This window comes from Cytobacillus sp. NJ13 (assembly GCA_030348385.1).
In the GTDB taxonomy this organism is placed as follows: Bacteria; Bacillota; Bacilli; order Bacillales; family Cytobacillaceae; genus Cytobacillus.
On record JAUCFP010000006.1, the window covers coordinates 393,573 to 418,249 of the forward strand.

Sequence of the window (24,677 nt, forward strand, 5' to 3'; positions counted from 1 at the left end):
TCTGGACAGATCTTCTATGTTTTTTTTTGCAATTTGCGAATAACGATTGGTTTTGATGATTTTAAAAATGCAGAAGTTGTAATGCATTTCCCTTATACAGATAGGTTTTCGAAAATGTTTCGGAAAATTCAAAACTTGGCATGATACTTGCATTCTTAAGAAGTGTATAAAGAATCGAGGGGGAGTGCAATGAAAATGATCAATAAAATGTTCATGATGAAGTCCGTCCAGACTTTATTAAAGACATGTCTCAATGTAAAACCTGGAGAAAACTTATTGATTCTAACGGATACAAATACGACAGAAATTGGAGAGGTTTTCGCACTTGTTGGAGAAGGGATGGGAGCAGAAGTTGTTATGACAATTATGAATCCCACCACAAGGCATGGCGATGAACCGCCAAGAATCATTGCAGAAGCAATGAAAGCAGCTGATGCGATCGTTGCTCCGACAACTTTTTCTATTAATCATTCAACTGCCAGAAAAGAAGCAAGTAATGCAGGTGCAAGATTGATATTTATGCCTGATGCAAATGAGGAGGTTTTCTTAGATGGTTCGCTTGATATCGATTATTTTGCGCAAAAGAAAATAATCGATAAAGTATCCGCCATTCTTGAAAAAGGAGAAAGATTGAGCATTACAACCAATTTAGGGACAGAGCTGACCATGTCCATTTCAGGACGCCATGCTGTACCTCAAACTGGAATTTGTCATGAACCTGGAAGTATTTCACCGCCTCCTTGTATTGAAACAGCAGTGGCACCAATAGAAGGAACGACAGAAGGAGTCATGTACATTGATGGGGCCATTGTGCCGGGAAGGGCTTGTGAAGATCCGGTTAAAGTCGTCTTTAGTGAAGGAAGAATCATTTCCATTGAAGGTAAAGAAGATGCTGAAATGCTTAAGCAAACGCTGGAAAGTTACAATCATCCCAATGTATATTGCGCAGTAGAAATGGGAATTGGCATGAACCCAAAGGCGAAAATTGGCAGAGGAGGCCAGCTTGAAGACGAGGCAGAGTTTGGAACGATGCATATTGGAATTGGCAACGGAATTACATTTGGAAGCAGTATCAGAGCCCCTGGGCATTGTGATTTAGTGATTCGAAAACCGACTATCAAAGTGGATGGGAAAATCCTGATGAAAGTCGGAGAACTTTATATAGATTAGGGGGAGGAGGTTTTTTTGGGAGAAATAAGTCTAATCGGCGAATCGCTGGCCAGTTTCTTTACAGTTAAAATCATGCTTTTATTTCTTATTGGCACAATTGCAGGAATGGCTGTAGGTGCACTTCCAGGTCTAACTACTACCATGGGAGTATCCTTGCTGATTTCATTTACCTGGGGGATGGAATGGATAGAAGCAATGGTTTTAATAGTGTCTGTTCATATAGGAGGAACCTATGGAGGGTCCACGCCCGCCATATTCTTAAATATCCCGGGTACCCCGGCATCAGCTGCGACTGCTATGGATGGTTATCCAATGGCTCAGCGGGGGGAAGGAGGACTGGCAAGAGGACTGGCAACCTTCCAATCCTTTTTAGGTACTATTCTGGCAGCTGTTTTATTTTTAATAGGGGCGCCGCTCCTGCTGGATCTAAGTATGAATTTTGGATCATGGGAGTATTTTCTGCTTGCCATGTTTGGAATTATTTTGAGTGCAAACCTAACGGCTGCATCATTGTCGAAAGGGCTTATTTCCGGGTTACTAGGGTTAGCGCTAGCCACTGTAGGAATGGATAAGATCACAGGTGCCCAGCGTTTTACTTTTGGAGAAAGTGCTCTCATGGATGGCTTAAGTCTAATTGCAGTCTTAATCGGAGTATTTGGAATTGCTGAGGTAATTGACTCTATTATGAAGCTGAAGCCGCCTTTGAAAGCAGAAAAATTCCAATCAAGCATTCCCCCGTGGAAGATGTTATTGAAGTTTTTGCCTGCCGGCGGAAGATCTTCTGTCATTGGTGCCGCGATAGGAGCTATTCCAGGTGTTGGAGCAGATGTAGCAGCCTGGGTATCCTACGATGTGGCCCGTCGAAGAAGTAAGAAACCTGAAACTTTTGGCAAAGGGAATCCAGAAGGAATCGTTGCTGCAGAAACGGCAAATAATGCTTGTGTTCCAGGTACATATATACCAATGCTGGCCCTTGGTATCCCTGGTGATGCAGTCACGGCAGTTATTATAGGGGGGCTTTTACTTCACGGATTGCAGCCTGGTCCTCTTTTGCTGACACAAAATCCAAATATATTAAATCAGTTTTTTATTATCTTAACAATATCTGCTGCGTTCATGCTTGTGTTTGGATTATTTTTCTCTTACTTATTCCAGAAAATCCTTTCTGTTCCCAGAAGTATAGTATTGCTTGCTGTAACAGTATTTAGTGTTGTAGGTACTTTTGCAGTAAATAATCGGCCATTTGATATTGGAATCATGTTTCTTTTTGGCATAATCGGTTTTCTTATGAGGAAAGTCGGATTGGCTGCCCCTCCTTTGGTGTTAGGATTGATCCTTGGTTTAATGGCGGAACAAAATTTCCGAAGAGCGATGGTGAGTTCGGATTATTCCTTTGTTCCATTTATTACACGCCCAATCAGTCTTTTTTTACTGGTCTGTATTGTATTCCTGATTTTAAATCAGAATCAATTTTTATCAAAACGTTTAAAGAATGTGTGGGGGAAAATAAAGCCTAAGGAGGCGAACTTATGAAATTAAAAATGATGGTTCTGACTCTATTTTCAGGGGTTCTGATATTAGGTGCATGTTCTGGTAATCAATCAAATCAAAAGGCATCTGGCAGCAAGGAAGCGAAAGGTGCATACCCTTCGCAGCCAATTGAAATTATTGTGGGTTTTGGTGAGGGCGGCGGTACTGACACTATGGCAAGGACACTGCAGCCTATCCTTCAGAAAGAATTAGGAGAATCCATTGCGGTGAGAAACATGCCAGGTGCATCCAGTGCACTTGCCCTTGAGTATGTTAACGAACAAGAGTCTGACGGACACACAATCCTATTTCAAACAGATCTGGTCCGTGTATTTCCAACAATGGGCATGACAGATTTAACCTATAAGGATTTCGAACAAATTGGAATTGGCGCAATGGGTATTGCCAATTTTACAGTTAAAGACAACTCGAGCCTAAAAACGTTTGATGATGTCGTTCAGCTCTTGAAAGATGGAAAAGCGAAAGTTGGTGTGGCGGCCATTGGAGACCCCTGGCACCTCACTCTGGAAATTGTAAATAGTGTTGTGGGCGGGGATGCCGAAATTATCACGTATGACTCTGGTTCAAATGCTGCTATGGCTGCCATGAAAGGTGAGGTGGATTTTTCGATCAGCGGGGTTAATGAGGTAGTGGATCTGCTTCGGGCAGGGGATTTACGTTCACTGGCTGTTATGGATAATAAACCGTTTGAAGTTGATGACCTTGAATCAATCCCGCCGGTAACTGATTTTGTTTCAGACTTGGATAAATATGTACCGGAAGGAACATGGTGGGGGCCAAGCGTGAAGAGCGGAACTCCAGAAGAGATTGTAAATAAGATAAGGGACGCATACAACAAAGCAATAAACAGTGATGAATTTAAGGAATTTACAAAGAAACGGGCAATTGTTCTTACAGATATTGAGGATAGTCAAGAATATACAAAAGAAATCACAGAAAAAACAAGCTGGCTGCTTTGGGACATTGGTGTAGGAAAACGGTCACCAGAAGAGGTAGGAATCAGCCGGCCATAAAAGTGATAGAAAGGAGAAAAGATGAGGATAAATAAAGATTATCTTTTGGCGGGCATTGTTTTAGCGATTGGTCTCTTTTTAGTAATAGGCAGCTTTAACTTCCCGCCAGGAGAGCATTTTTTAAATTCTTCCCGTTCGTTTCCCATGCTTCTTGGCTATTGTTTAACAGGTCTATCAATCTGGCAGTTTGTTCAGACCATCAGAAAGAAAAAAGAGCGTGAAGAGGAAGCAGAGTCCCTTTCGATGCTAGAAATGAAAAGAGGGCTTCTATATATACTTATGACAGTGGTATATATGTTCCTGTTAATCCCCTTCATCGGTTTTCTGTTTTCTACTTTAATCTTTTTACTTATTGGCATCCTGTATTATAGGGAAGTTCGCTGGTATACGGCTACATTCATATCCATAGGGATGATTGGATTCATTTATGTGGTTTTTGAAAAGCTCATGTATATTCGATTACCGTAAACACGAAATTATTATTTACTCTTTTAATTGATCCAACTATTCAATGCTAGGCGAGGAATCAGGATTTAAAGAGTTCAATGTATAAGGATATCAAATAATAGATATGGCGGTGATTTATATGAGGATAAAGCAAACAATTGAAAAAGTGCCCGGAGGTCTGATGGTCATCCCGCTGATGCTTGGCGCTTTATTTAATACGATTGATCAGCTTCACATTCCATTTATTATGAATTTCCTTAAGAGCATAGGGGTATCGCCGGCTGAAGAAGGAATTTATGAGTTTATGAAAATCGGAGGTTTCTCTGAGGCACTATTTAAAACAGGAACGTTAACACTCATTGGCTTGTTCTTATTTTGTGCAGGCAGCCAGATGAACTTGCGAGTAGGCGGAAAAGCCTTAAAGAAAGGAATTCTATTAACAGGAAGCAAGTGTTTAACCGGGATTGCGATCGGTATTTTATTTGGAATGTTTTTTGACCCAATGAACGGTCTGCTTGGATTATCAACCCTGGCTATTATTGCCGCCATGACCAACGGAAATGAAGGAATGTATGCCGTTTTGACAGGTCAATACGGGAATCGGTCAGATGTGGGAGCTATTTCCGTCCTGACTCTGAATGACGGTCCTTTTTTCACCATGCTGGCTTTGGGAATGGTTGGCGTTAATTTTCCTTTAATCGCATTCATTGCTGTCTTGCTTCCAATTGCACTAGGAATGCTGTTAGGGAATCTGGATGAAGACATTCGGGAATTTTTAAAGCCTGGTGAAACGCTGCTTGTACCATTCTTTGCTTTCTGTCTCGGAGCAGGAATGAATTTTATGAGTTTCTTTAATCCTGAAGCTGTTTGGGGAGGGTTAGCTCTCGGGTTTGCCACAGTGATTTTTACGGCATTAACCGGAATCCTGGTTTATAGGCTATTTGGAGAAAAAAGCACGATTGGACCTGTTGCAGAAGCATCAACTGCAGGGAATGCAGTGGGTACACCTGCTGCAATCGCAGCAGCAGCATCAGTGGCAGCGGGGGCAGGACTGATGACGGTGGAGAAGGCTCAAAGTTTTCAGGAAATTGCTAATTTAGCAACAATACAAATTTCAATTTCTACTATAACTACTTCGATATTATGCCCAATAGCCGTTATTTTGTGGGATAAGTATCAAAGAAGCAAAGGCATTGATGGCCGTCTGGAGGATATACCCGGCAAAAAAATAAAGATCTCTGCTGAGCTCGAACAGGAATCAATAGAAGGGTGATGAAAGGTTTGGAAAAAATCCATGCTGAAATATCTGATTTTATTTGCACCATTACCATTAAGAATCCGCCAATGAATATTTTGACAAAAGAATTCCGGGAAGAGTTCGTTCCCTATATGGAGAAGCTGAAAACCTCCTCGGATGTCCGGGTTATTGTCCTTACTGGAGAAGGGGATCGGGCCTTTTGTGCGGGAGCCGATTTAAACGAAGAAGGAGAGCTGACTCCTGAATCTGTCCGGCAGTTCTTAGAAGAAGATTGCAGGATTTACGATATTGTCAATGAAATGCCCCAGCCTGTGATTGCTGCAGTTAATGGCTATGCATTTGGCGGAGGGTTCGAGCTTGCCTTAGCCTGTGATATTCGCATCATGTCGGAACGTGCAAAGCTTTGTGCGGCAGGGGTAAAGGTTGGGCTGGTTGTCGGCCCAACCCGGTTAGTCAGGCTATTGGGTGAAGCATATGCCAAAGAAGTGATATTGACAGGCAAAACGATAACAGCTGAAGAGGCATTTCAAAGAGGGTTGGCGAGCAGGGTGGTATCCCCTGACAATTTAATAACAGAAGCAATGGAATGGGCGGAGCTGATTGCTTCCCGTGCTCCAATCGCAGTAAGACATGCGAAGAACACGATTCAAAAAACCATGGATGCCGAGTGGCAGGAAGCAATGAAACAGGAACTGGATGCATTTATTGAATGCCAGGATACATGGGATCACAGGCATGCGATTGATTCATTCTTTAACAAGAAGCAGCCAGCTTTTAAAGGGATGTAGGTTTGAACTTTACAAAAATTGATGAATCAGGGAGTTGTTATAAAAGATGAAAGAAGCACTAATGTACCCGGCAGCTGATGCACTCGTAAAAGTTCTGGCAGGTGTTAAGAGTGGGGAAAAGGTAGTAATCTTAACAGATTTTTTGACTGATGGAATCACAAAAATACTGGCATCTGTAGTCTGTTCACTGGACGCTGAGCCCATCACGATCTCAATGCCGCCAAGAAAAGGTCATGGAGATGCATTGCCGGATGCAGTCGCAGCGGCTATGAAGGAAGCTGATGTGATCATCGCACCGACAACCTATAACATTGCCCATACAAAAGCCCGGCACGATGCACAAAGGGCGGGAGCCAGAGTATTAATCTTACCAGAAGCACATGAAGACATTTTATTAAGCAAGGGGTTAAAAGCTGACTTTGCTGCACTAAGACCCCAAGTGGAGAAACTGGCAGACATATTGACAGCTGGAGAATCTGTCCACATCACGACAGCTCTTGGCACAGACTTAAGATTTTCCATCAAAGGCAGGTCAGGAAGAGCCTTAACTGGGTTTGCAAATAGTACGGATGTTTCGGCAGCCCACTGCATTGAATCCAGCATTGCTCCGGTTGAAGGAACCGCTGAAGGAATTTTAGTGGTAGACGGGAGTATTCCAGGGGTTGGTCTAATTGAGACTCCTGTTGAAGTAGTGTTTAAGGAAGGAAAGGCGGTTTCGATTACAGGAGGCAGAGAAGCTGAGCAATTCAGGAAAATATTGATGGAGAAGAATGATGAAGAAGGAAATATCTATTTTGCCGGTGAGTTTGGCATTGGCATGAATCCTGAATGTGAATTGGAAAACAGCATGCTAAGTGATGAAGGTGTTTATGGAACCATCCACATTGCTCTAGGTACGAATGCATATATTGGGGGAACGGTTAAGGCCAAAGGCCATTACGATATGGTCGTAAAGGATCCGCAGGTAGAAATCGACGGGAAACTCATTCTGGACAACCAGGAACTCTATTTATTTGAAGATAAAGCCTTAAATAGACTTTGAGAGAATTGAATCCATTTTGATAGAAGGAGATGGTTTAATGAGTGCATTACAAGGCATTAGAGTGATTGACTTAAGCCAGGTCATGGCAGGGCCGTATTGCGGAATGCTGCTGGCAGATATGGGTGCTGATGTCATAAAAGTTGAACCGCCAAAAGGAGAGAGCACCAGAAGATGGTCCCCTTATAAGGAAGGGGAAAGCGGTGCGTTTATGGCGATCAATCGGAACAAGCGCAGCATAACGCTTGATTTAAAAGATGGCGAGGATCAAAAAGTGTTTTATAAGTTAATTGAAACCGCGGATATTTTGATCGAAAATTTCCGCCCTGGAGTAGTTAAGCGTCTCGGCGTTGACTATGAAACACTCAATCAGATTAACCCAAAGCTGATCTACTGCTCTATTTCTGGATTTGGCCAGTATGGCCCTTATTCTTCCCGTGGCGGTTATGATTTAATCGCACAGGGAATGACCGGGATTATGAGTGTGACGGGTGAACGGAATGGGAACCCGGTAAAGTGCGGCCTTCCGATTATCGATTTGGGTTCTGGCCTGTTTTCAGTCTATGGCATCTTATCCGCATTGTATTCCAGGGTTCATTCCAATGAGGGACAGTATATTGACGCTTCTTTATATGATACGGGGATCGCATTATCGGTCTGGGAAAGCACCCAATATTGGTTTACGGGAGAAACACCGGCACCTACCGGAAGCGGACACCGCTTGTCTGCTCCTTATCAGGCATTTCGGGCAAGCGATGGTTATTTTACAGTTGGCGCAGATACACCGCATCATTGGCCTGTATTTTGCCGGATCATCGGAAGGCCGGAGTTCTTATCTGATGACCGATTTGTTGATGACGCATCTCGGATCCAGCACTTAAATGAATTTGTCAGATTAATTGAAGAGAAAACGAGTTTGCACCCAAGACATTACTGGCTGGAAAAATTCGAGGAGGCGGGAATTCCTGCTGGCCCCATAAATACGTATCCTGAATCTTTAACAGACCAGCACACACTATCCCGAAGAATGATAGAAGAGGTTGAGCACCCTGTTGCCGGGAAAATAAAAGCATTAGGGATTCCTGTCAAACTATCAAAGACTCCTGGAAAGGTTGCGAAAGCTGCTCCTGTGCTGGGAGAGCATAAAGACGAAATCTTAAAAGAATTAGGGCTTGTGGCTAAATAATGTGTGACAGAATAATCCTCATTTCTAGTAAGGAGAAGGATATGGATGATTGAACAATTAAAAGGCCGGGTTCCTTCCATTCATGCCGAAACCATGATACACGGCTCGGCACAAGTGATTGGTGACGTCAGAATAGCCAAAAATGTCAGTGTCTGGCCTCAATCAGTCTTAAGAGCAGACGATGATAATTTTATCGAAATAGGTGAAGGAAGCAATATCCAGGACGGCTGTATCTGCCATGTGACACCTGAGGCTCCTTTAAGGATAGGGAAAATGGTGACAGTAGGGCATGGTGCCATTTTACATGCCTGTACGATCGAGGATGGAGCTTTGATTGGCATAGGTTCCATTATTTTAGATGGGGCTGTCATTGAAAAGGGGGCACAAGTTGGAGCGGGTGCGTTAGTTCCTCCAGGGAAGGTGATTCCTAAAGGCAGCTTAGCTGTTGGCGTTCCTGCAAAAATCGTTCGTGAATTAACAGAGAATGAAATACATGACCTGGAAAAAAATGCTGAAGAATACATCGAGCTATGGAAACGCGATTATCTTGAAGAGAGTGAGGAGACATTATGATTGAAGAGAATATAAGTTTAGCAGAAAGAGGCAACCGTGTTCTGCCCCCGGTAGCCAACAGAGCAACGAAGATAGGCGTAATGAAGGCATATGGATCAACAGTAGAGGACGAGAACGGGAAAAAATATCTCGATTTTGCGAGCGGTGTAGGAGTAAATAATGTTGGACACTGCCACCCCGAGGTGATTGAAGCGGTAAAGCAGCAGATGGATACCATGATTCACGTTGGCCATAATGTGGCTTACTATCCATCCTATATTCAATTAGCTGAGGAGCTAAACGAATTAACCGGAAATCAGAAAATGGTGTACTTCTCAAATAGCGGAGCAGAAGCGAATGAGGGAGCCATCAAATTAGCGAAAAAAGCGACAAAGCGTCCAGCGATCCTATCCTTTAAACGGGGATTCCATGGACGTACACTCGCAGCGACATCGATTACTTTCTCAAGTTCAGCTTATCGTCAGGATTATGAAGGCCTTCTTCCAAGCGTATATGCCTGTGAATATCCATATCCTTTTAGAACAGGGCTGAGTTATGAAGAAGAGACGAAAAGATGTATTCAAAGCATCCATGAGGTTTTTCATTATCAAGTTGCTCCATCCCAGGTGGCAGCCATAATCCTTGAACCTGTACAGGGCGAGGGAGGGTATATTGTACCTCCGAAAGAATTTTTGAAGCAAATAAGAGAAATCTGTGATCAGCATGGGATCTTGCTAATTTTTGATGAAGTACAAACCGGTTTCGGACGAACAGGGAAAATGTTTGCCTATGAACACTTTGGAGTAGAGCCGGACATTCTTACCTTAGGAAAGGGAATTGCTTCAGGCTTCCCTTTAAGTGCCATCATTGCCAAGAAAGAAATTATGGAAAAATGGGAGCCGGGAACACATGGAGGCACATACGGCGGAAACCCTGTCTCCTGCGCGGCAGCCCTGGCTTCTATAGAAATTTTAAAACGGGAAGGAATAGATAATGCCCAAACTTTAGGGGGATATCTAAAGCAGCAATTATATGATTTACAGTCAGAGTTTGCCGGTATTGGCGATGTTAGAGGTCTGGGCCTGATGATTGGCATAGAGTTCATTGATGAAAAAGGCAGCCCAGATGCCAGTACAGTCAACTGGCTGAAGAATTTTGCGTTAGAAAACGGAGTCATTCTTTTAACCTGCGGCACTGAGAAGAATGTTTTGCGGTTTATCCCGCCAGCAACGGTATTAAAAGAGGAACTTGATCAAGCAGTTACTGTACTGAAGGAAGGATTGCAGCAACTCGCTAAAAAGGAGAGCGGTCATGCTATATATTAATGGGGAATGGAAATCTTCATATAAAAATGAATCGATTGCGGTGTATAATCCTGCTACATTAGAAAAATTCGGTGTGGTCGCTTATGGAGGAAAAGAAGAAACCGAGGAAGCAATCCAGGCTGCATCCGCTGCCTTTCAGGACTGGAAGAAAACAAGTGCGGATGAGAAATCGCAATACCTTAAAAAAATTGCAGAACGTTTAAGAGACAAAGAAGAAGATCTGGCAGTAACCATTACAAAAGAGATGGGCAAACCACTTAAAGAATCCATTGGTGAAGTCAAACTCGCGATTTCTTATATGGATTGGTATGCAGAGGAAGCGAAGCGGATTTATGGAGAGACGATTCCTGCTTCCAGCAGAGATAAGCGCATACTGGTGCTGCAGGAGCCTGTTGGAGTGACGGGCGCGATTACACCATGGAACTTTCCAGCCGCCATGGTTACCCGCAAAATTGCACCAGCGTTAGCTGCCGGATGTCCTGTCATCTTAAAACCAGCTTCAGCCACTCCCTTAACGGCAGTGAAAATTTTTGAAGCCATTCATCAGGCTGGTTTACCTAAAGGAGTAGCCAATTTGATTATTGGACCTTCTAATGAGATTGCTCAAACCTTATTAGACAGCATGCAGGTGCGAAAATTAACTTTCACAGGGTCTACGGCAGTTGGAAAAAAATTAATGAGGGACGCGTCCAATACGGTCAAAAAAGTTTCAATGGAATTAGGCGGCCATGCCCCTTTTATCGTATTTGAGGATGCTGATTTAGAGAAAGCCGCTGAAGCAGCGGTTGCCAGCAAGTTCAGGAATGCAGGTCAAACATGTGTATGCACAAACCGGATTTATGTTCAGCAAAAGGTTGCAGATGAATTTACCCGCTTGTTTGCAGAAAAGGTAAACCGTCTGCAAATCGGAAATGGCATGGATGATGATACAGATATTGGGCCATTAATTAATGAGGAAAGCCTTGATAAAGTCATTGAACATGTGGAGGATGCCAAAGAAAAAGGCGGTGTGGTTCTTTGCGGAGGGTCCCAGGCCGATATGAATGCTAAAGGTGTATTCTATCAGCCTACTGTTATACAGCATGCAAATGAATCGATGAAGATTGCAAGAGAAGAAACATTTGGCCCAGTGGTGCCGATTTTCACCTTCGAAACGGAAGAAGAAGCAATCGAACGGGCAAATCATCCAGAATACGGACTTGCATCTTACTGCTTCACTTCTGATTTAAATCGCGCTTTCCGGGTAATGGAATCTCTCGAATATGGCATTATTGGCATTAATGATGCGATGCCGACAACAGCACAAGCCCCGTTCGGAGGAATGAAGGAAAGCGGCGTAGGAAGAGAAGGGGGCAAGTACGGGTTAATGGAGTATCTGGAAGAGAAGTTTGTCTCATTGAATATTGGATAATCAAAGGGGCCATCAGAATGGAATTAGTAATGGAGGAAATTAGAAGCATTATACCTTCAGACCAAATTTTAACGAGTTTAGCTGATCGATATAGTTATAGTTATGATGCTTCATTTGGAAGCTATCTTCCTGAACTGGTCATCCAGGTGAAAAATAAGGAGGAGATTTCTTCACTTCTGAAATTGGCCAATACATTTAATATCCCGGTATACCCAAGAGGACAGGGGACTTCTTTAAGCGGAGGTCCTCTCCCTGTTAAAGGGGGGATTGTCTTAGACATGTCCCAATGGAATGGTGATTTAAACATTTACCCGGATGATTTGGTCGCAGTCGTATCACCTGGTGTACTGACAGCGAACATCAATGAGGAAGCAGAAAAGTTTGGACTCATGTATCCTCCTGATCCAAGCAGTGCCCATGTATCAACGATAGGAGGGAACTTAGCGGAAAACTCTGGCGGCCCCAGGGGCTTAAAATATGGGGTAACGAAGGATTATGTTATCGGTTTGGAAGTGGTAACCCCTGAGGGAGAAATCATCAAAACAGGCGGAAAAACAATTAAGAATGTAACTGGGTATGACTTAACCAAATTGATTGTTGGATCGGAAGGCACACTTGGCATTATTACGGAAGCGACACTGAAATTAGTGCCAAAACCGCCAGCAACAAAGACGATGATGGCTGTCTTTGATGATCTTGTCCAGTCGGGACAAGCGATTTCGAAAATATTAACATCCGGAATTCTGCCTGCCAAATTGGAAATAATGGATCAGTCTTCCATAATAGCTGTGGAGAACTATCAGCCACTGGGACTCCCTGTTGATGCAGAAGCCATCCTCTTAATAGAACTGGATGGCCACCCTCTGGCTATTGAAGAAGAAATGAAAAAAATAGAAGAGATTTTTGTTGACTTTGAATCTGTGAAAGTGAAAATAGCAGAAAATCAGGACGAAGCCCAGAGTTACTGGAGGGCAAGGAAGCTGGTTTCCCCGGCTATTGTAAAAATAAAGCCGACTAAAGTATCTGAAGATGCAACAGTACCCCGCAGCAAGATTCCCGATATGTTCCAAAAGCTAAAGGAAATCCGGGAAAAATATGATGTTCATCTCGTAGTGTTTGGGCATGCGGGTGACGGAAACCTTCATCCAAATATTATCTGTGATAAAAGAGATACGGAGGAAATGATCCGGGTTGAAAAAGCGGTTGAGGAAATCTTTAAAGCTGCTGTTGAACTAGGAGGGACACTCTCCGGTGAACATGGAATTGGAACATTGAAAGCTCCCTTTATGGAAATGGAATTGGGTGCTGCCGGCCTGGATATGATGAAACGAATTAAACAAATTTGGGATCCCAATAACATCTTAAATCCCGGTAAAATCTTTCCTGAAGAAGGACAAAAGCTGGTGCTTAGGGAATGAGTACGGCAGCCGGTCTAAAAGATAGATTACATTATAAAGAGACGTTTAATTGTGTCCAATGCGGATATTGCCTGCCGGTTTGCCCCACTTACGAAACGATGAAGAGCGAGGTGCATTCACCGCGTGGCCGCATTAATCTGGTCAAAATGCTGGCAGAAGACAAAATCAAGGCAGAGGATTTGCGGGAACCAATCGAAAAATGCCTGGGATGCCGAGCCTGCGAAACAGCCTGTCCGACCAGCGTGCAGTATGGGAAGATATTAGAAGGCGCTAAAGAAGTGTTAGAAAATGCAGAGCAAAAATCGAGAACACAAAATATAACTGAATCCTTGATTTTTGATCAAATATTTCCATCAAAGAGATGGATGAATACCATTGGAAATTTTTCGTGGTTTTATCAAAAGTCCGGGCTGCAAAAAATTGCTCAAAGAACAGGGATAACCCAATTTGCCCCTCTTCATCTGGGGAAATTTGAGTACGTTCTCCCTGATCTTCCATCACCCGCAGAACGGAAAAGCAGGGCTCGCCTCTTCAAAGCCATTGGTTCCAGGAAAGTCACTGTTGGATTCATTACCGGCTGTGTTATGGATGCCATCTTCTATGAGACGAATCGGAACACAATCGACCTGCTGACCAAGGCAGGAGCTGACGTACTTATTCCTCAAAATCAGACATGCTGTGGAGCGCTTCATGCACATGCCGGAAAAATAGCGGACGCTAAAGTTCTTGCCAAAAGAAATATAGAGGCATTTGAAAAGGAAGAAGTGGAATACATCGTTAACAATGCTGGAGGCTGCGGTGCGACGCTTTTGGAATATGGTGAACTGTTTAAGGGAGACATCGAGTGGGAAAGCCGTGCACAAGCTTTTTCTAATAAGGTAAGAGATATTTCACAGGTGCTATCTGAATTAGATGGTTTGAGCTTTACAAAGGAAGTGAATGGAACCATAACCTTTCAGCCATCCTGTCATATGATCAATGTTCAAAAGGTTAGGGAAGAGCCATTATCTTTATTGAAGCAAGTAAAAAGCAATGGGTATCGGGAAATGAAAGACAAAGAACGGTGCTGTGGATCTGCTGGCATCTATAATATTGTTAACTATGAGGATTCAATGGAAATATTGGATAGTAAAATGAAAAATGTAAAAGAGACCAATACATCCATTATTGTAACCGCCAATCCAGGCTGTTTACTGCAAATGAAATTAGGTATTCAAAGGGAAGGGCTTGAGAAGAGTGTAAGGGCTGTTCATCTTGTTGATTTGCTTATAGAAGCTGGAGCAGTTTCTAAATAATAAAAATGAAGTAGCAGCTCCAATGGATTCAACAGTCATCCCCATATAACCGCCTTTAAAAACAGGGTATTAATGAAAAAAGTGGGCAGCACCCGCACAGTAGAATACTGTGCGGTTTTTGTATTAAAGTTTATTGCTTTAATGTGTGTGGGGACTGGCCCCTCACTTCTGCGTGATTTCTATGGCAGAATGGGTACCGATGGAGAGGTGAAAAATAAGAACAGCCCCCTTATTCATTATAGATGGGGGGCTGGAAGTGTTGAGGGTTATTTAGTAAATTCTTTAGTGCCAGATCCAGGATGGAATGATTCTCAGGGTCCAGCCAGTTTTCTGGAATGATGAGATAAGAGCAGCTGCCGCTGTGTAAATAACGGTAAATAATATGCGCTGCATCGATTTCATGTCTGCTAACGTCTTCGGCCGCATTTGCTTCATCTTTTTTAAAACAAGCTAGAATGTTCGCTTTTATTTTTTCCTCCATGTTGCCTGCTGCTGCATAGTTGTGGCTGAACAGAATATCGGTCCTTTTAATAAGGAAAAGTTTAATCGTTGAATCTGTTAATCTTTCGATAGCGACAATGTTATGATTTTCTTCGGTGAATTCGATCACTTTTTCTTTTTTTAACAGGGAGCTTACTGCCTGTATTTGATCCCGATAGGCGGATGCCGCTTCAAAATCAAATGCTTCAGAGGCATTCAACATCATTTGATTCATGTCCTCGAGGATACTCATGTCAGTGCCTTTCAGAAAACCGATAAACCTGTCCAGAATGTCATTGTACTTTTGTTCCGCAGACCCGCCAAGACACCGGCCAAGGCAGGAGCCTAAGGAATAATTCAGGCAGGCAGAGTTCGATCCATTGGGATTGCTGCAGTCCAGCTTAAAGCATTCCTTTAACCCCCGGAGTGCTCTTTCCACATTGCATCGGCTTGTGTAAGGGCCAAAATAAACCTTGCCATCATTTCCGTTCGGATTATAGGCAGTATCAATCTTACGGTGATTGCCGGTAAGGCTGATCGAAATATAAATGAATGACTGCGGACTCTTCATCATTCGATTATAGAGCGGCTTTATACTTTTAATTAATTGGCATTCAAGCATAAAAGCCTCGAATTCAGTATCTGTCAGGATATAGTCAAAATCCCTTAAGTGTTTGACCAGCTTTTTGATCTTGGGAGAATGATTATTGGATGCCCGGAAATAAGACTGAACCCGATTCTTTAGATTCTTCGCCTTCCCCACATACAGAACTTGACCTTGGGAATCCTTCATCAGATATACGCCTGGAGTTAAGGGCAGGTTTTTCACCTTGTCTGGGAGATTAATAGCCATTCATTCCTTTACTAGAATATATATTTAGTATTTTATCATGGGATGAAATTTCATAGCTATTTCTCTGATTTTGGTGTTGCCCAGAAACTTTGCCTTTTTTTAAAGAAAAAAAGCCTAAATTCTTCATTTATCTAGTTATACCTTCCCGAAACAAGGGGACGGTTCGCGCGTTTATACATTGAAAGGGAAACAAGAGAACCGACCCTGTGTTTTCATAGCAGCTCAAAAGCAACCAGATTTTCCTTACTTTGTCCTTTTAGATGAGATGACTTTGAGCGAGTTGAATTTAATTTAGTGATATTCTTAGTGTGATGGAGAGCAGAGAGTGGGAGGATGGTAAGGTTATTACTTCAACATTATTGTCAGAGGAAGTCGCAAATGAATACGAAGAGACGGTTCGCGTGTTTTTACTCCGAAAGTGAAACATGAAAACAGCCACTGTGTTCTTTTCTATTAATAATTGGTATTTGTAGTAAGTAATAATTACCGGAGACAGATTTTTCTGTCTCTATTTCTATTTTAATAGACCATTTTTATTTTTTGAGAGGGTTATTCGATATCTAATTTGGTAGAAAGGGCCCCGGCTACGTTAATACGTTATTTAGTGAGGGGACAGGTCCCTTTTCCCTTTGTGTGAATCCACAAAGGTTATTATAAAGAAAAGCTTAATTAGGTATAAGAATCATTCCCCCTTTTTAGAAAGGGGGGATTTTTTACCCCTCTTAATTTTTGAAAGGGTTAACTGGTATACTATTACCATAAGAAAGCTATGTTAATTTTTATTCGAGGAGGTCCTGGCATAATGGGGAACTGGATTTTTCAAGGCAATCCGAAACAATTTGATGTTATACATATATAGAAAAAAATGAAATAGTCGATTGGAATATACGACAAAAGCAATTTTTGGATGAGATTCAAGCTGGGGATAAGGTGTTCATTTGGAGATCGGATGGTGGCAATAAATATACTGGAGGCATCATTGCCATTTGGGAAAAATTGCAATAGGTCTGGACCGAAAATAATGAAAGCAACGCGTTAAGCAGCTAGTTAGTGAAATATGCAAGGCAGATGTAAAGGATTAACCCACTAACTCTTTTTGGTCAGTAGGGTGCTTATCTTTAAGAAGAACAACTTTCCAGCTGCGCAGTACAAATATACTAAGAAATAGGAAATCAATATTCTACAAACGGGTTCTTTAATGAAAGGAGTTGAATTTTTGCTGGCTGTTAAAAAACGAATGTAAACTCACCAAACATCTCATGTGTTGCCACATACACTCTGGAATCCGTAATATTGTTAGTTTGTGTCTGGCAAGTATAAAACGGCAACCAATTTATTCATAGAACCTTGCCAAACACATACCATTGGAAATATTAAGAAGGGATATACCGGGATTTGTAGTACTGCAAATTGTATTATTATATTGATGATACGGCTTTATTAAAGTATTTAGAAAAAAACCTAGAGCATACAGGCTTAGTTATAAGACATATACGGTTGAACTTTACAATCCTCCTTTGACATTTAACTAAAATGCAGCAGAGAAGACTGCATATGTTGGCAAATGGTCTTTCGATGAGAGAAATTGCTGTACGTGAAGGGATTAAACATCACGTAGTAATGGAGTCCATTGAAGGAGGCAAAGTGGATGAACTATGAAGATGTAGTAAAATCTTTTGAAGACGTTGGATATACAAACATTACGGTAAATGTGGATTATGATATTATTACTGGTTGGCTAACCGATGAGGGTGAAGTAGAATTAGTCACTGTTGATGGCGAGAAGAAATTTAATTCTTACGATGAATTCAGGTTGGATGCAGAGGTTAAAATTACATATCACGATCTTCGGAAGAACGAAAATAAGTGATAATGAGGTGTGCATAGGTGGGTGAGAAACTTAGAGAAAATCAAAATACAAAATTGTTGCTTGAGATGAGCGTTGTGGATGGTGAATATGACTTCACATCGTCTATTGTCGCAGCACTAAATCAAGCAGAATTAGAAATATATAATTTAGATGAAACAATTGAGTCAATTCAATGCTTAAAGCCTAATTGTGATAAATTGGACTATATATTAGCTGCGAGTTCAGGTGCATTGTGCGGCATTATTGATATTTTCTTGGTTGGTAAACCTGGAGAATCACCCCTCGGGGATATTACTGATAAATGGTTTGCTGATCGAACAACTGATTTTGCTAAAGTGTGCGGATGGAAAGATAAAGGAGAGAACTCTTCGTCTTCAGCAATCCGTTTTCTTGAAAATAAGTTTAAAATTCCATATGATCAGCGTGGAGCTGGTGATGCGGCAAGTTTTATTTTTGATTTAAATCCGACAAATCATCATTTTAAATCACTCGCACATAATCCTAGTTTGCTTGGTTTGTTCTTTTCAATATTAGACCAGTTTACTAATTCTTCGCATTTTATTTCCGGAGGTGAACTTATATCTTTAGCTGATGCAGATGGGGAATTCGAGTTAAGAGGAAACAACATACCAAGCAAATTATTCTGTGCATTTGCTAATTGGTTTGGTCATTTAATATCTGATATGTCAGGCTCATCAGGTAGCAAGGGTCGTGGAATGGGGATTCCGTCTCCTTTATGGACATGGACAAATGATATTATTGCATTAAAAAGGTCTTTGAATATTCCTGTGTCACAGTTTGATAACTCAATAAACGAGCTAGCTATAAATATATATAAAGAAGGATATGATGCTCGATTCCAGACGACTCAAGCCATTCCAGTTTTTATAAACGAGATGTTAGTTCGACTTGTTTTTGCTATCAGAAGACTTATAAAATATTTTGCTGAAACCGATAAAGAAACTCGTTCGTTTTCACTTATGTGGAAAAAGTGTGAGCCTTTTTCAAATCCAACTGTTAAAAGAATGTTGACTGTAGCACATGGGACGTTTTGTCTTATAGATATAGGTGATGCTACTGTTCGTGGTTTTGTAACAGGTGCAGGATCTTTTAATCCGACTGAGTTTTTCTTGCGTCTTAACATCGTAGGGGTTGGACGACTTACTATTTCCTTATACGGTGAATTTAAGCGTGAAATTGGCATACAAAAAGCAGAAAGAGAAATAATCTTTGCGAGAAAAGAAAAATTAGTTGTAGAAAATTATATTGAGGGACTTAAACTATTATCGGAATTATATGAAGATAAAAATCTTTTGAATTTTATAACTGATTTCAAGAATAGTGATATGTATATACACGCTTTTGAAAAATCTATTATGTTAGCTAAAAAGAGAAATGTGCCAAATAATGAAATATTAAGAAATAAGATGGAAATAGATTCTTATTTTTTGGGAGGAAATAAAGTGTGAGTAAGAAGAGATCAAATTTACAGATTGCTCAAGAACAAGCTGAATCAACCATCAAAAAAACAAATGATAAAATAGAGGAGCTTGGAAAATATACTAGCAATCTTTATACTGCATTAAACGATATTCAGGAGCTATTTGATAAAATTAGGAACGTGCCAAGTCAGAAACACTTGGAATATATAAAACTAAAAGAAGTTCGTTTGAATTGGAAACAACAGGTTGAAAAAATCGAGTCTGATTATAAAAATGCTGTCGCCAAGAATGCTGGAAAAGGTGTAACAGGTGTTGGCGCAGGTGTTGCAGTAGTCGCCCTTGGTCCTACTGCAGCAATGGGAATAGCTACAACTTTCGGTGTTGCATCAACAGGTACGGCTATATCCGCTTTGAGTGGTGCTGCAGCCACTAATGCTGCATTAGCGTGGTTAGGTGGTGGAGCACTTGCCGCAGGTGGTGGCGGTATGGTTGCCGGAAATGCTTTCTTAGCCCTTGCTGGACCTGTTGGTTGGGCAATTGCAGGTATTGCACTTTTGGGTAGTGGCCTTCTTTTTTGGAAGACTAAAAGTGATCAGAATCGACTTGAAAACATTTTTACATTGATAAGTAAGCGAGATAAAAAATCATATGAACTTGCAATTATTGAGCTTAATGAACGCATTTCTCGTATAAGAGACGAAAGTGTTAAACTCAACGATGCGATTGAAAAGATAGAATCATTTGGAGTGGATTATAATCAAATGACCGAAGCTCAGCAGTATGAATTAGGAGCTTATGTGAATTTGATGTCAGCATCAACACAATTGCTTGTAAATCCGATATTAGGTTTGCAACCAAAGTATAATGAAGAAGACTTCAGCAAATTTATTTCTGAAGGTAACGGAAAAGCTAATGAAGTTTTATGTTCCTCACATAAAGATTTGATAATCGCATTATCAAATCTTTTATATAAAATTAAATTAGATGATAGGGATAAAAAACTTTTGTGGAAGTCCTTTAAAAAGAACAAGATGTTCTTATCATCAATGAATATCTCGAAGAAAGAGTTTGATGATATAATTCTTGATATAGTTTGCGAGGCTCTTTATTTTAGGCTCTGTTAAACGTTAATGTTGATATCCGGCAAAAAATGCGAACATATGTGCTATAATTAGAGTATGAAACTCTAATGGAGGCAGCGGCGATGAGCAAAGCGTTCAGCAATTTACTGAAACACTTGGGAAAATTGAATCCAACCGAACATGAACGCGTCTACCATTGGTTGAAGTGCTATGTTGACCCTGCTTACTCTGTCGGCGGACGGCTTCTTGATGAAATGCGCGAAACGCGATTTCCGGAAGGGACAGCCAGCATATTGTTCGGTACGGTAAATGGCAAGGTCGGCAGCGGGAGTAGAAAGGGCCTGACCCCGGTTGCGTTAATACGTTATTTATAGAGGGGACAGGCCCCCCTTTTCCAGAATAGGTAATAGTTTCATCAGAAATTACAACAAGAATTTACCATCTCTGCCATACTTATTACCAGCTGGTGCCACGAATTTTACCAATTGCCGCCAATACGTTGACCAATAGCAAAACATCAAGGGTTTTGAAGTGAAAAAGCCTATTCTTTCGTATTTAACAGTGGAATTAGTCGTATGGTTTTCGCATTACGCACGATTCTGGAGTTTCATTTGCTATTATATAGTATGGTTGTACAGCGCAGCAACCCACTTCATATTTTTGTCACTAACTTAATCCACTAATAACCATCCAACATTTATAACAGAATTTTTAGTAGTATAAATAAGATATAAGTGTCTACTTTTTGGGCTGATCAAGTGCTTGGTAAGCTACCTGATACTTTCCTCCATCAGTAACTTCTGAATGGTACAAGGCCTTGAGGGCATTGTTTTTTTCAAGACCATGCTCAGCCTTCAGTTCTTTAAAGCGTGTATGCAGTTCTTTATTTTCCTTAATTAGTTGTTGCATTTGCGATTTTAAATACTTCACAATATTTATCTCCTTTCTGAATCTCTGAGTTTAGCTTTATTTTTAATAGAAATAACCTCTCTAAAAAGATCCCTAAATTGCTCCCGGTCTTCTGCTGTAAAAGGCTTTGGTCCCTTTGTTCGCTGTCCGCTTTTTCTAGCCATAGCACTTAAATAACGTGTTTGTAATAATTGGTCAATATTTTCATTTGTATATCTAAATCCTTTATGGTGGAGTACGATAATTCCTTTTGCTAAACCTAGTGACGCAAGACCATAATCTTGCGTCACGATAATATCTCCTTTTTCCACTAACTTCACAATCCGATAATCTGCAGCTTCTGCTCCAGAATCAACATAAATGATTTTCACTCCGGATGGCTGTTTTGCATTAGAAAAATGAGAAAAGCTTGTAACAAGGATAACCGGAATTTCAAAATTCCTTGCTTCAGAAATAATAATATCTTTCACCGGACAAGCATCTGCATCCACATAAATTTTCATCTTTCCCCTCCTGTTAAGAAGTTCGACTTAATTTAACTTAACCTTTTCAAAGGGCCTGGTGACTTTGTTTAAAAATAATCAAGAGTTCTTCCTTTTGCTTTATTTTTCTTTCCTCATATTATACTTTATAGAATTGTGTTGGCAAACGGTGGTTCAATTGCCCACAAAATAGGTTGCTAAATCATCTGCTTTTATTAAATCTAAAAGTCTTCTGTGCCCTCAATATCCATAGTATACTGATTATTTTTAGCAAGGCAGAGGGTCCCGTCTCCGTCAATGTAGCCCATGATAACATCTGTATAAAACTTTCTATCTAGATTTTCTGGAAATGTAATTTTATGAATTTTCTTTGGAACAACTTCAAATCTCATTAAATCTTTTGCTAATTCTGAGTAGAAAGGGCCTGACCCAAGCTACGTTAATACGTTATTTAGTGAGGGGAAAGGCCCCTTTTCCTAGGGCATATAGTGCATTTTCCTCAATTCCTTCATCTTATTTTTATAATAAATTATCTTATGTACGTTGAGGAGGTGCTTTTGTATTTTCATTTTATAATTTGGAATACAGACAAGCCTAGAGAACATACCTTTTAACATACACAGGAACACACACTTGAATATAGAGGAATTCGGTGTTCCGTAAAATAAAATGGAGAGGGGTATCAGAAATGGGAAAGTATACAGCAAGTAAAGCGAGAGGCAAGGGAAGGGAATCTTGGTCGATTGTATTTCGCCACCCCGTCAAAAAGGATCAGTACGGGAAAGTTGGATTACGTGTGCGGAGGGGATTAGGGACTACTGATGAAGGTAGAGCTGATATGTTGGTTGCCCAATTGAATGAAATTTTAGCAGATGAATCGATGTGGAATGTCTCCTCTAAGGAGAAGGCCAGCTTAAAATATGATGAAAAAATTGTTTCTGCCTTTTATGATGCGTTGGAGGCAAAAAAGATAAATTATACAGAACTAAGGGATGAGCAGCTGCCTTTGCCAACCTCTAATCAAGGTTACGCGAATGTCCTTTTTGTTGGTACTACAGGTGCAGGAAAGACAACGCTGCTTCGTCAGGTAATTGGGACGGATCCGAAAAAGGAGCGTTTTCCTTCTACTTCGCCAAACAAAACAACGGTGTCGGATACAGAAGTTATTTGTGCTGATGGTGCTTATGAGGGAGTTGTCACTTTCTTTGATCAGCGAGAAATTCGTTTGCATTTAGAGGATTGTGTGATGGCTGCCGTTCTTGCAATGCTTAAGGGAGAAGATAATTGGACTGTAGCACAGCATTTGTTAGAACATAGTGAGCAGCGCTTCCGTTTCTTCTATGTGCTTGGTGAGTATGAGGTGGACGAAGACGAGACAGATGAGGATGATATTACCTTTGAGGAAGCGGTTTCTCTTGAGGAAAAGAAAGCTTTTGCGAATGTCATTAGTGGGTATTTGGATCAGGTAGCAGAGCTTACAAAATTAAGTAAAAAGGTAATGGAGCAGCTAGGAAATGAGCTAAATGTGAATTATCAAGAATTAAGCTCTGTTGACCGGAATGCATTTGAGGAGTTATTAGATGAAGAGCTTAGACAAAGTAAAACGTTTCATTCATTAGTAGACGATATGATTGAAGAGATGGCACTTCGCTTTGAGCAGCTACAAGTTGGCGAAATAATTCAACGTAATGGAGATTGGCCGATTACTTGGAAATTCAGTACAGACAATCGCGAAGCATTTATTCAAACAATAAGAAAATTTTCAAGTAACTATGCTCCACAATTTGGTAGGCTTCTTACCCCACTCGTACAAGGAATTCGTGTGAAAGGTCCATTTAAACCTGAGTGGAGTGAACGTGTGCTAAAGCTAGTGCTTATTGACGGGCAGGGATTAGGACATACGGCTTCAACTTCCTCTAGCATCCCTGCTCAAACGTTACGGAAGTTTGAGAAAAGTGATGTAGTTTTATTAGTAGATAGTGCAAAGCACCCGATGCAAGCAGCTTCGTTAGCCGTTTTGAGAAGTGTAGCTGCCAGTGGAAATATTGCTAAACTTCGTATTTGTTTTACCCATATGGATGAACTATCTGGGGACAGCCTACGTAACCGGAAGAGTAGAGTTCGTCATGTAAATGCATCGTTAAATCAAGCAGCTAACTATATTCGGGAGCGATTAGGACCTGAAATCGCATTAAATATGGACACAAACCTGTCCAATCAATCTTTTTATCTAGAAAAGCTAGATAAAGTGGTGGATGAAGGAAACAAGCATACAAAGGAAGAGTTAGAAAAATTGCTTCGGTTTCTGCAGATAAGCATCTTTAATCCTGTAGATTCAGATGTGATTCCTGTATATGATGAGGCAAATTTAGTGATCGCCATCCAAAAAGCAACGAAAGGCTTTCACGAATTGTGGGACAGTCGGTTAAGTGGAGACCAGAAGCGGCATTGGGCTACGATAAAGGCATTGTCGAAACGAAAGGCATTGGATTTCGATGATGGTGAATTTCGAGACCTCCGACCAGTGGCCGAAATAACAGATTTTCTGATGGAGCAAGTAAGAAGAATGTTAAATCATCCCGTGTACTGGGTTCCTGAAACACATGATGAGGAGCAGAAAAAGCTTGCTGCAGATAAAATTGCAAGGGACGTTCATATGAAGATACTTGATTATTGCACATCCCGTTTCTGGAAAACGCATTTTACACAATGGAATGTTGCCTATGAATACCGAGGAGAAAATTCGAGCATAAAACGAACAAAAGAAATCTTTAGTATTTTCGATAAGGCAGGTCCAATACCAGGGGAAACGACAACAATTGATTCACACGAATATTTAAAAGATATTCGAAAAATTGTAAGAGAATCCATTTCCACTAAGGGTGGAAAGCTGCTACAGCCATAAATGAATATCGGAGTATGGAAGTATACTATTTGGAAATCTCTAAATTGGTGTATCTAGGAATGGGTGAAGACTTAACGGGGAAACGACATTTCAAAAAAAGGGACGAAGCTATCAGGTGAAACTAAAGGATTGCCAATCTATTCTCGGTTACTTTCAGGTGTTTTGATAAGCAAGATGAAGAGGTTTGCATCTTATGGTCAC

General features: G+C 41.0%; 21 protein-coding genes and 1 pseudogene. 18 read left to right on the top strand and 4 right to left on the bottom strand.

All coding sequences use genetic code 11. The features are described from left to right. Positions 1–189 precede the first annotated feature (189 nt). The 13 genes from QUF73_02020 to QUF73_02080 all read left to right on the top strand — a co-directional run bounded on the left by QUF73_02020 (position 190) and on the right by QUF73_02080 (position 14,453). Positions 190–1,170 carry a hypothetical protein gene (locus QUF73_02020; protein MDM5224977.1) on the top strand — a complete coding sequence of 327 codons (981 nt, stop codon included), beginning with the start codon at positions 190–192 and terminating at the stop codon, positions 1,168–1,170. 15 nt (positions 1,171–1,185) lie between these two features. Next, positions 1,186–2,703: a tripartite tricarboxylate transporter permease gene (locus tag QUF73_02025; protein MDM5224978.1), complete on the top strand. Its 1,518-nt coding sequence runs from the start codon at positions 1,186–1,188 to the stop codon at positions 2,701–2,703. Then, positions 2,700–3,734, top strand: a complete 1,035-nt coding sequence (locus tag QUF73_02030) for a tripartite tricarboxylate transporter substrate binding protein (GenBank protein MDM5224979.1) — start codon at positions 2,700–2,702, stop codon at positions 3,732–3,734. The genes QUF73_02025 and QUF73_02030 overlap by 4 nt, the downstream gene beginning before the upstream one ends. Positions 3,735–3,755: 21 nt before the next feature. Then, a complete protein-coding gene (locus QUF73_02035; protein MDM5224980.1) occupies positions 3,756–4,202 on the top strand; it encodes a tripartite tricarboxylate transporter TctB family protein in 447 nt (148 codons plus the stop codon). 118 nt (positions 4,203–4,320) lie between these two features. Further along, the gene (locus tag QUF73_02040; protein ID MDM5224981.1) at positions 4,321–5,454 is read left to right on the top strand and encodes a 2-keto-3-deoxygluconate permease; all 1,134 of its coding nucleotides are present in this window, start codon (positions 4,321–4,323) and stop codon (positions 5,452–5,454) included. A gap of 8 nt (positions 5,455–5,462) precedes the next feature. After that, complete coding sequence (locus QUF73_02045; protein MDM5224982.1) at positions 5,463–6,227, top strand: enoyl-CoA hydratase/isomerase family protein; 765 nt, start codon at positions 5,463–5,465, stop codon at positions 6,225–6,227. Positions 6,228–6,273: 46 nt separating this feature from the next. Beyond that, positions 6,274–7,269, top strand: a complete 996-nt coding sequence (locus tag QUF73_02050) for an aminopeptidase (GenBank protein ID MDM5224983.1) — start codon at positions 6,274–6,276, stop codon at positions 7,267–7,269. Between the two features lie 37 nt (positions 7,270–7,306). Beyond that, a complete protein-coding gene (locus QUF73_02055) occupies positions 7,307–8,452 on the top strand; it encodes a CoA transferase (protein ID MDM5224984.1) in 1,146 nt (381 codons plus the stop codon). A 45-nt stretch (positions 8,453–8,497) separates the two neighbouring features. Further along, a complete protein-coding gene (locus tag QUF73_02060) occupies positions 8,498–9,025 on the top strand; it encodes a gamma carbonic anhydrase family protein (GenBank protein MDM5224985.1) in 528 nt (175 codons plus the stop codon). Beyond that, the gene (locus QUF73_02065) at positions 9,022–10,329 is read left to right on the top strand and encodes an aspartate aminotransferase family protein (protein MDM5224986.1); all 1,308 of its coding nucleotides are present in this window, start codon (positions 9,022–9,024) and stop codon (positions 10,327–10,329) included. The genes QUF73_02060 and QUF73_02065 overlap by 4 nt, the downstream gene beginning before the upstream one ends. Continuing rightward, positions 10,316–11,740, top strand: a complete 1,425-nt coding sequence (locus QUF73_02070; protein MDM5224987.1) for an NAD-dependent succinate-semialdehyde dehydrogenase — start codon at positions 10,316–10,318, stop codon at positions 11,738–11,740. Before QUF73_02065 ends, QUF73_02070 begins: the two co-directional genes overlap by 14 nt. A 17-nt stretch (positions 11,741–11,757) precedes the next feature. Then, on the top strand, positions 11,758–13,158 hold the full coding sequence (locus QUF73_02075) for an FAD-linked oxidase C-terminal domain-containing protein (protein ID MDM5224988.1): 1,401 nt from the start codon (positions 11,758–11,760) through the stop codon (positions 13,156–13,158). Further along, positions 13,155–14,453 (top strand): (Fe-S)-binding protein, encoded by a 1,299-nt coding sequence (locus QUF73_02080; protein MDM5224989.1) that lies wholly within the window; start codon positions 13,155–13,157, stop codon positions 14,451–14,453. The genes QUF73_02075 and QUF73_02080 overlap by 4 nt, the downstream gene beginning before the upstream one ends. 229 nt (positions 14,454–14,682) lie before the next feature. Here QUF73_02080 and QUF73_02085 read toward each other — a convergent pair whose 3' ends face one another. Then, entirely contained in the window at positions 14,683–15,726 is a 1,044-nt protein-coding gene (locus tag QUF73_02085; GenBank protein MDM5224990.1) for a UvrB/UvrC motif-containing protein, read from the bottom strand. 1,708 nt (positions 15,727–17,434) lie between these two features. Here QUF73_02085 and QUF73_02090 point away from each other — a divergent pair. The 4 genes and pseudogenes from QUF73_02090 (at position 17,435) to QUF73_02105 (ending at position 20,508) form a co-directional block, all read left to right on the top strand. After that, positions 17,435–17,656 carry a hypothetical protein gene (locus QUF73_02090; GenBank protein ID MDM5224991.1) on the top strand — a complete coding sequence of 74 codons (222 nt, stop codon included), beginning with the start codon at positions 17,435–17,437 and terminating at the stop codon, positions 17,654–17,656. A 17-nt stretch (positions 17,657–17,673) separates the two neighbouring features. Further along, positions 17,674–19,125: a hypothetical protein gene (locus QUF73_02095; protein ID MDM5224992.1), complete on the top strand. Its 1,452-nt coding sequence runs from the start codon at positions 17,674–17,676 to the stop codon at positions 19,123–19,125. Beyond that, the gene (locus QUF73_02100; GenBank protein ID MDM5224993.1) at positions 19,122–20,222 is read left to right on the top strand and encodes a hypothetical protein; all 1,101 of its coding nucleotides are present in this window, start codon (positions 19,122–19,124) and stop codon (positions 20,220–20,222) included. The genes QUF73_02095 and QUF73_02100 overlap by 4 nt, the downstream gene beginning before the upstream one ends. A gap of 80 nt (positions 20,223–20,302) precedes the next feature. Continuing rightward, positions 20,303–20,508, top strand: a pseudogene (locus QUF73_02105) (IS1595 family transposase). Between the two features lie 410 nt (positions 20,509–20,918). Here QUF73_02105 and QUF73_02110 read toward each other — a convergent pair. The 3 genes from QUF73_02110 to QUF73_02120 all read right to left on the bottom strand — a co-directional run bounded on the left by QUF73_02110 (position 20,919) and on the right by QUF73_02120 (position 21,963). After that, positions 20,919–21,110 (bottom strand): hypothetical protein, encoded by a 192-nt coding sequence (locus tag QUF73_02110; protein MDM5224994.1) that lies wholly within the window; start codon positions 21,108–21,110, stop codon positions 20,919–20,921. 5 nt (positions 21,111–21,115) lie between these two features. Next, entirely contained in the window at positions 21,116–21,592 is a 477-nt protein-coding gene (locus QUF73_02115) for a YaiI/YqxD family protein (protein ID MDM5224995.1), read from the bottom strand. 200 nt (positions 21,593–21,792) lie between these two features. Beyond that, complete coding sequence (locus QUF73_02120; GenBank protein MDM5224996.1) at positions 21,793–21,963, bottom strand: hypothetical protein; 171 nt, start codon at positions 21,961–21,963, stop codon at positions 21,793–21,795. Positions 21,964–22,259: 296 nt separating this feature from the next. On the opposite strand from QUF73_02120, the gene QUF73_02125 reads away from it, so the two are divergent. Continuing rightward, positions 22,260–24,476 carry a hypothetical protein gene (locus QUF73_02125; GenBank protein ID MDM5224997.1) on the top strand — a complete coding sequence of 739 codons (2,217 nt, stop codon included), beginning with the start codon at positions 22,260–22,262 and terminating at the stop codon, positions 24,474–24,476. The last annotated feature ends 201 nt before the right edge of the window (positions 24,477–24,677 follow it).

Bases quoted from the DNA above. Each gene is read 5' to 3' on its own strand.
- QUF73_02020 (MDM5224977.1), top strand. From the start codon at position 190: ATGAAAATGATCAATAAAATGTTCATGATGAAGTCCGTCCAGACTTTA.
- QUF73_02030 (MDM5224979.1), top strand. From the start codon at position 2,700: ATGAAATTAAAAATGATGGTTCTGACTCTATTTTCAGGGGTTCTGATA.
- QUF73_02035 (MDM5224980.1), top strand. From the start codon at position 3,756: ATGAGGATAAATAAAGATTATCTTTTGGCGGGCATTGTTTTAGCGATT.
- QUF73_02040 (MDM5224981.1), top strand. From the start codon at position 4,321: ATGAGGATAAAGCAAACAATTGAAAAAGTGCCCGGAGGTCTGATGGTC.
- QUF73_02050 (MDM5224983.1), top strand. From the start codon at position 6,274: ATGAAAGAAGCACTAATGTACCCGGCAGCTGATGCACTCGTAAAAGTT.
- QUF73_02055 (MDM5224984.1), top strand. From the start codon at position 7,307: ATGAGTGCATTACAAGGCATTAGAGTGATTGACTTAAGCCAGGTCATG.
- QUF73_02060 (MDM5224985.1), top strand. From the start codon at position 8,498: ATGATTGAACAATTAAAAGGCCGGGTTCCTTCCATTCATGCCGAAACC.
- QUF73_02065 (MDM5224986.1), top strand. From the start codon at position 9,022: ATGATTGAAGAGAATATAAGTTTAGCAGAAAGAGGCAACCGTGTTCTG.
- QUF73_02070 (MDM5224987.1), top strand. From the start codon at position 10,316: ATGCTATATATTAATGGGGAATGGAAATCTTCATATAAAAATGAATCG.
- QUF73_02075 (MDM5224988.1), top strand. From the start codon at position 11,758: ATGGAATTAGTAATGGAGGAAATTAGAAGCATTATACCTTCAGACCAA.
- QUF73_02080 (MDM5224989.1), top strand. From the start codon at position 13,155: ATGAGTACGGCAGCCGGTCTAAAAGATAGATTACATTATAAAGAGACG.
- QUF73_02085 (MDM5224990.1), bottom strand. From the start codon at position 15,726: ATGAAGGATTCCCAAGGTCAAGTTCTGTATGTGGGGAAGGCGAAGAAT.
- QUF73_02090 (MDM5224991.1), top strand. From the start codon at position 17,435: ATGAACTATGAAGATGTAGTAAAATCTTTTGAAGACGTTGGATATACA.
- QUF73_02115 (MDM5224995.1), bottom strand. From the start codon at position 21,592: ATGAAAATTTATGTGGATGCAGATGCTTGTCCGGTGAAAGATATTATT.
- QUF73_02120 (MDM5224996.1), bottom strand. From the start codon at position 21,963: ATGAGATTTGAAGTTGTTCCAAAGAAAATTCATAAAATTACATTTCCA.
- QUF73_02125 (MDM5224997.1), top strand. From the start codon at position 22,260: ATGGGAAAGTATACAGCAAGTAAAGCGAGAGGCAAGGGAAGGGAATCT.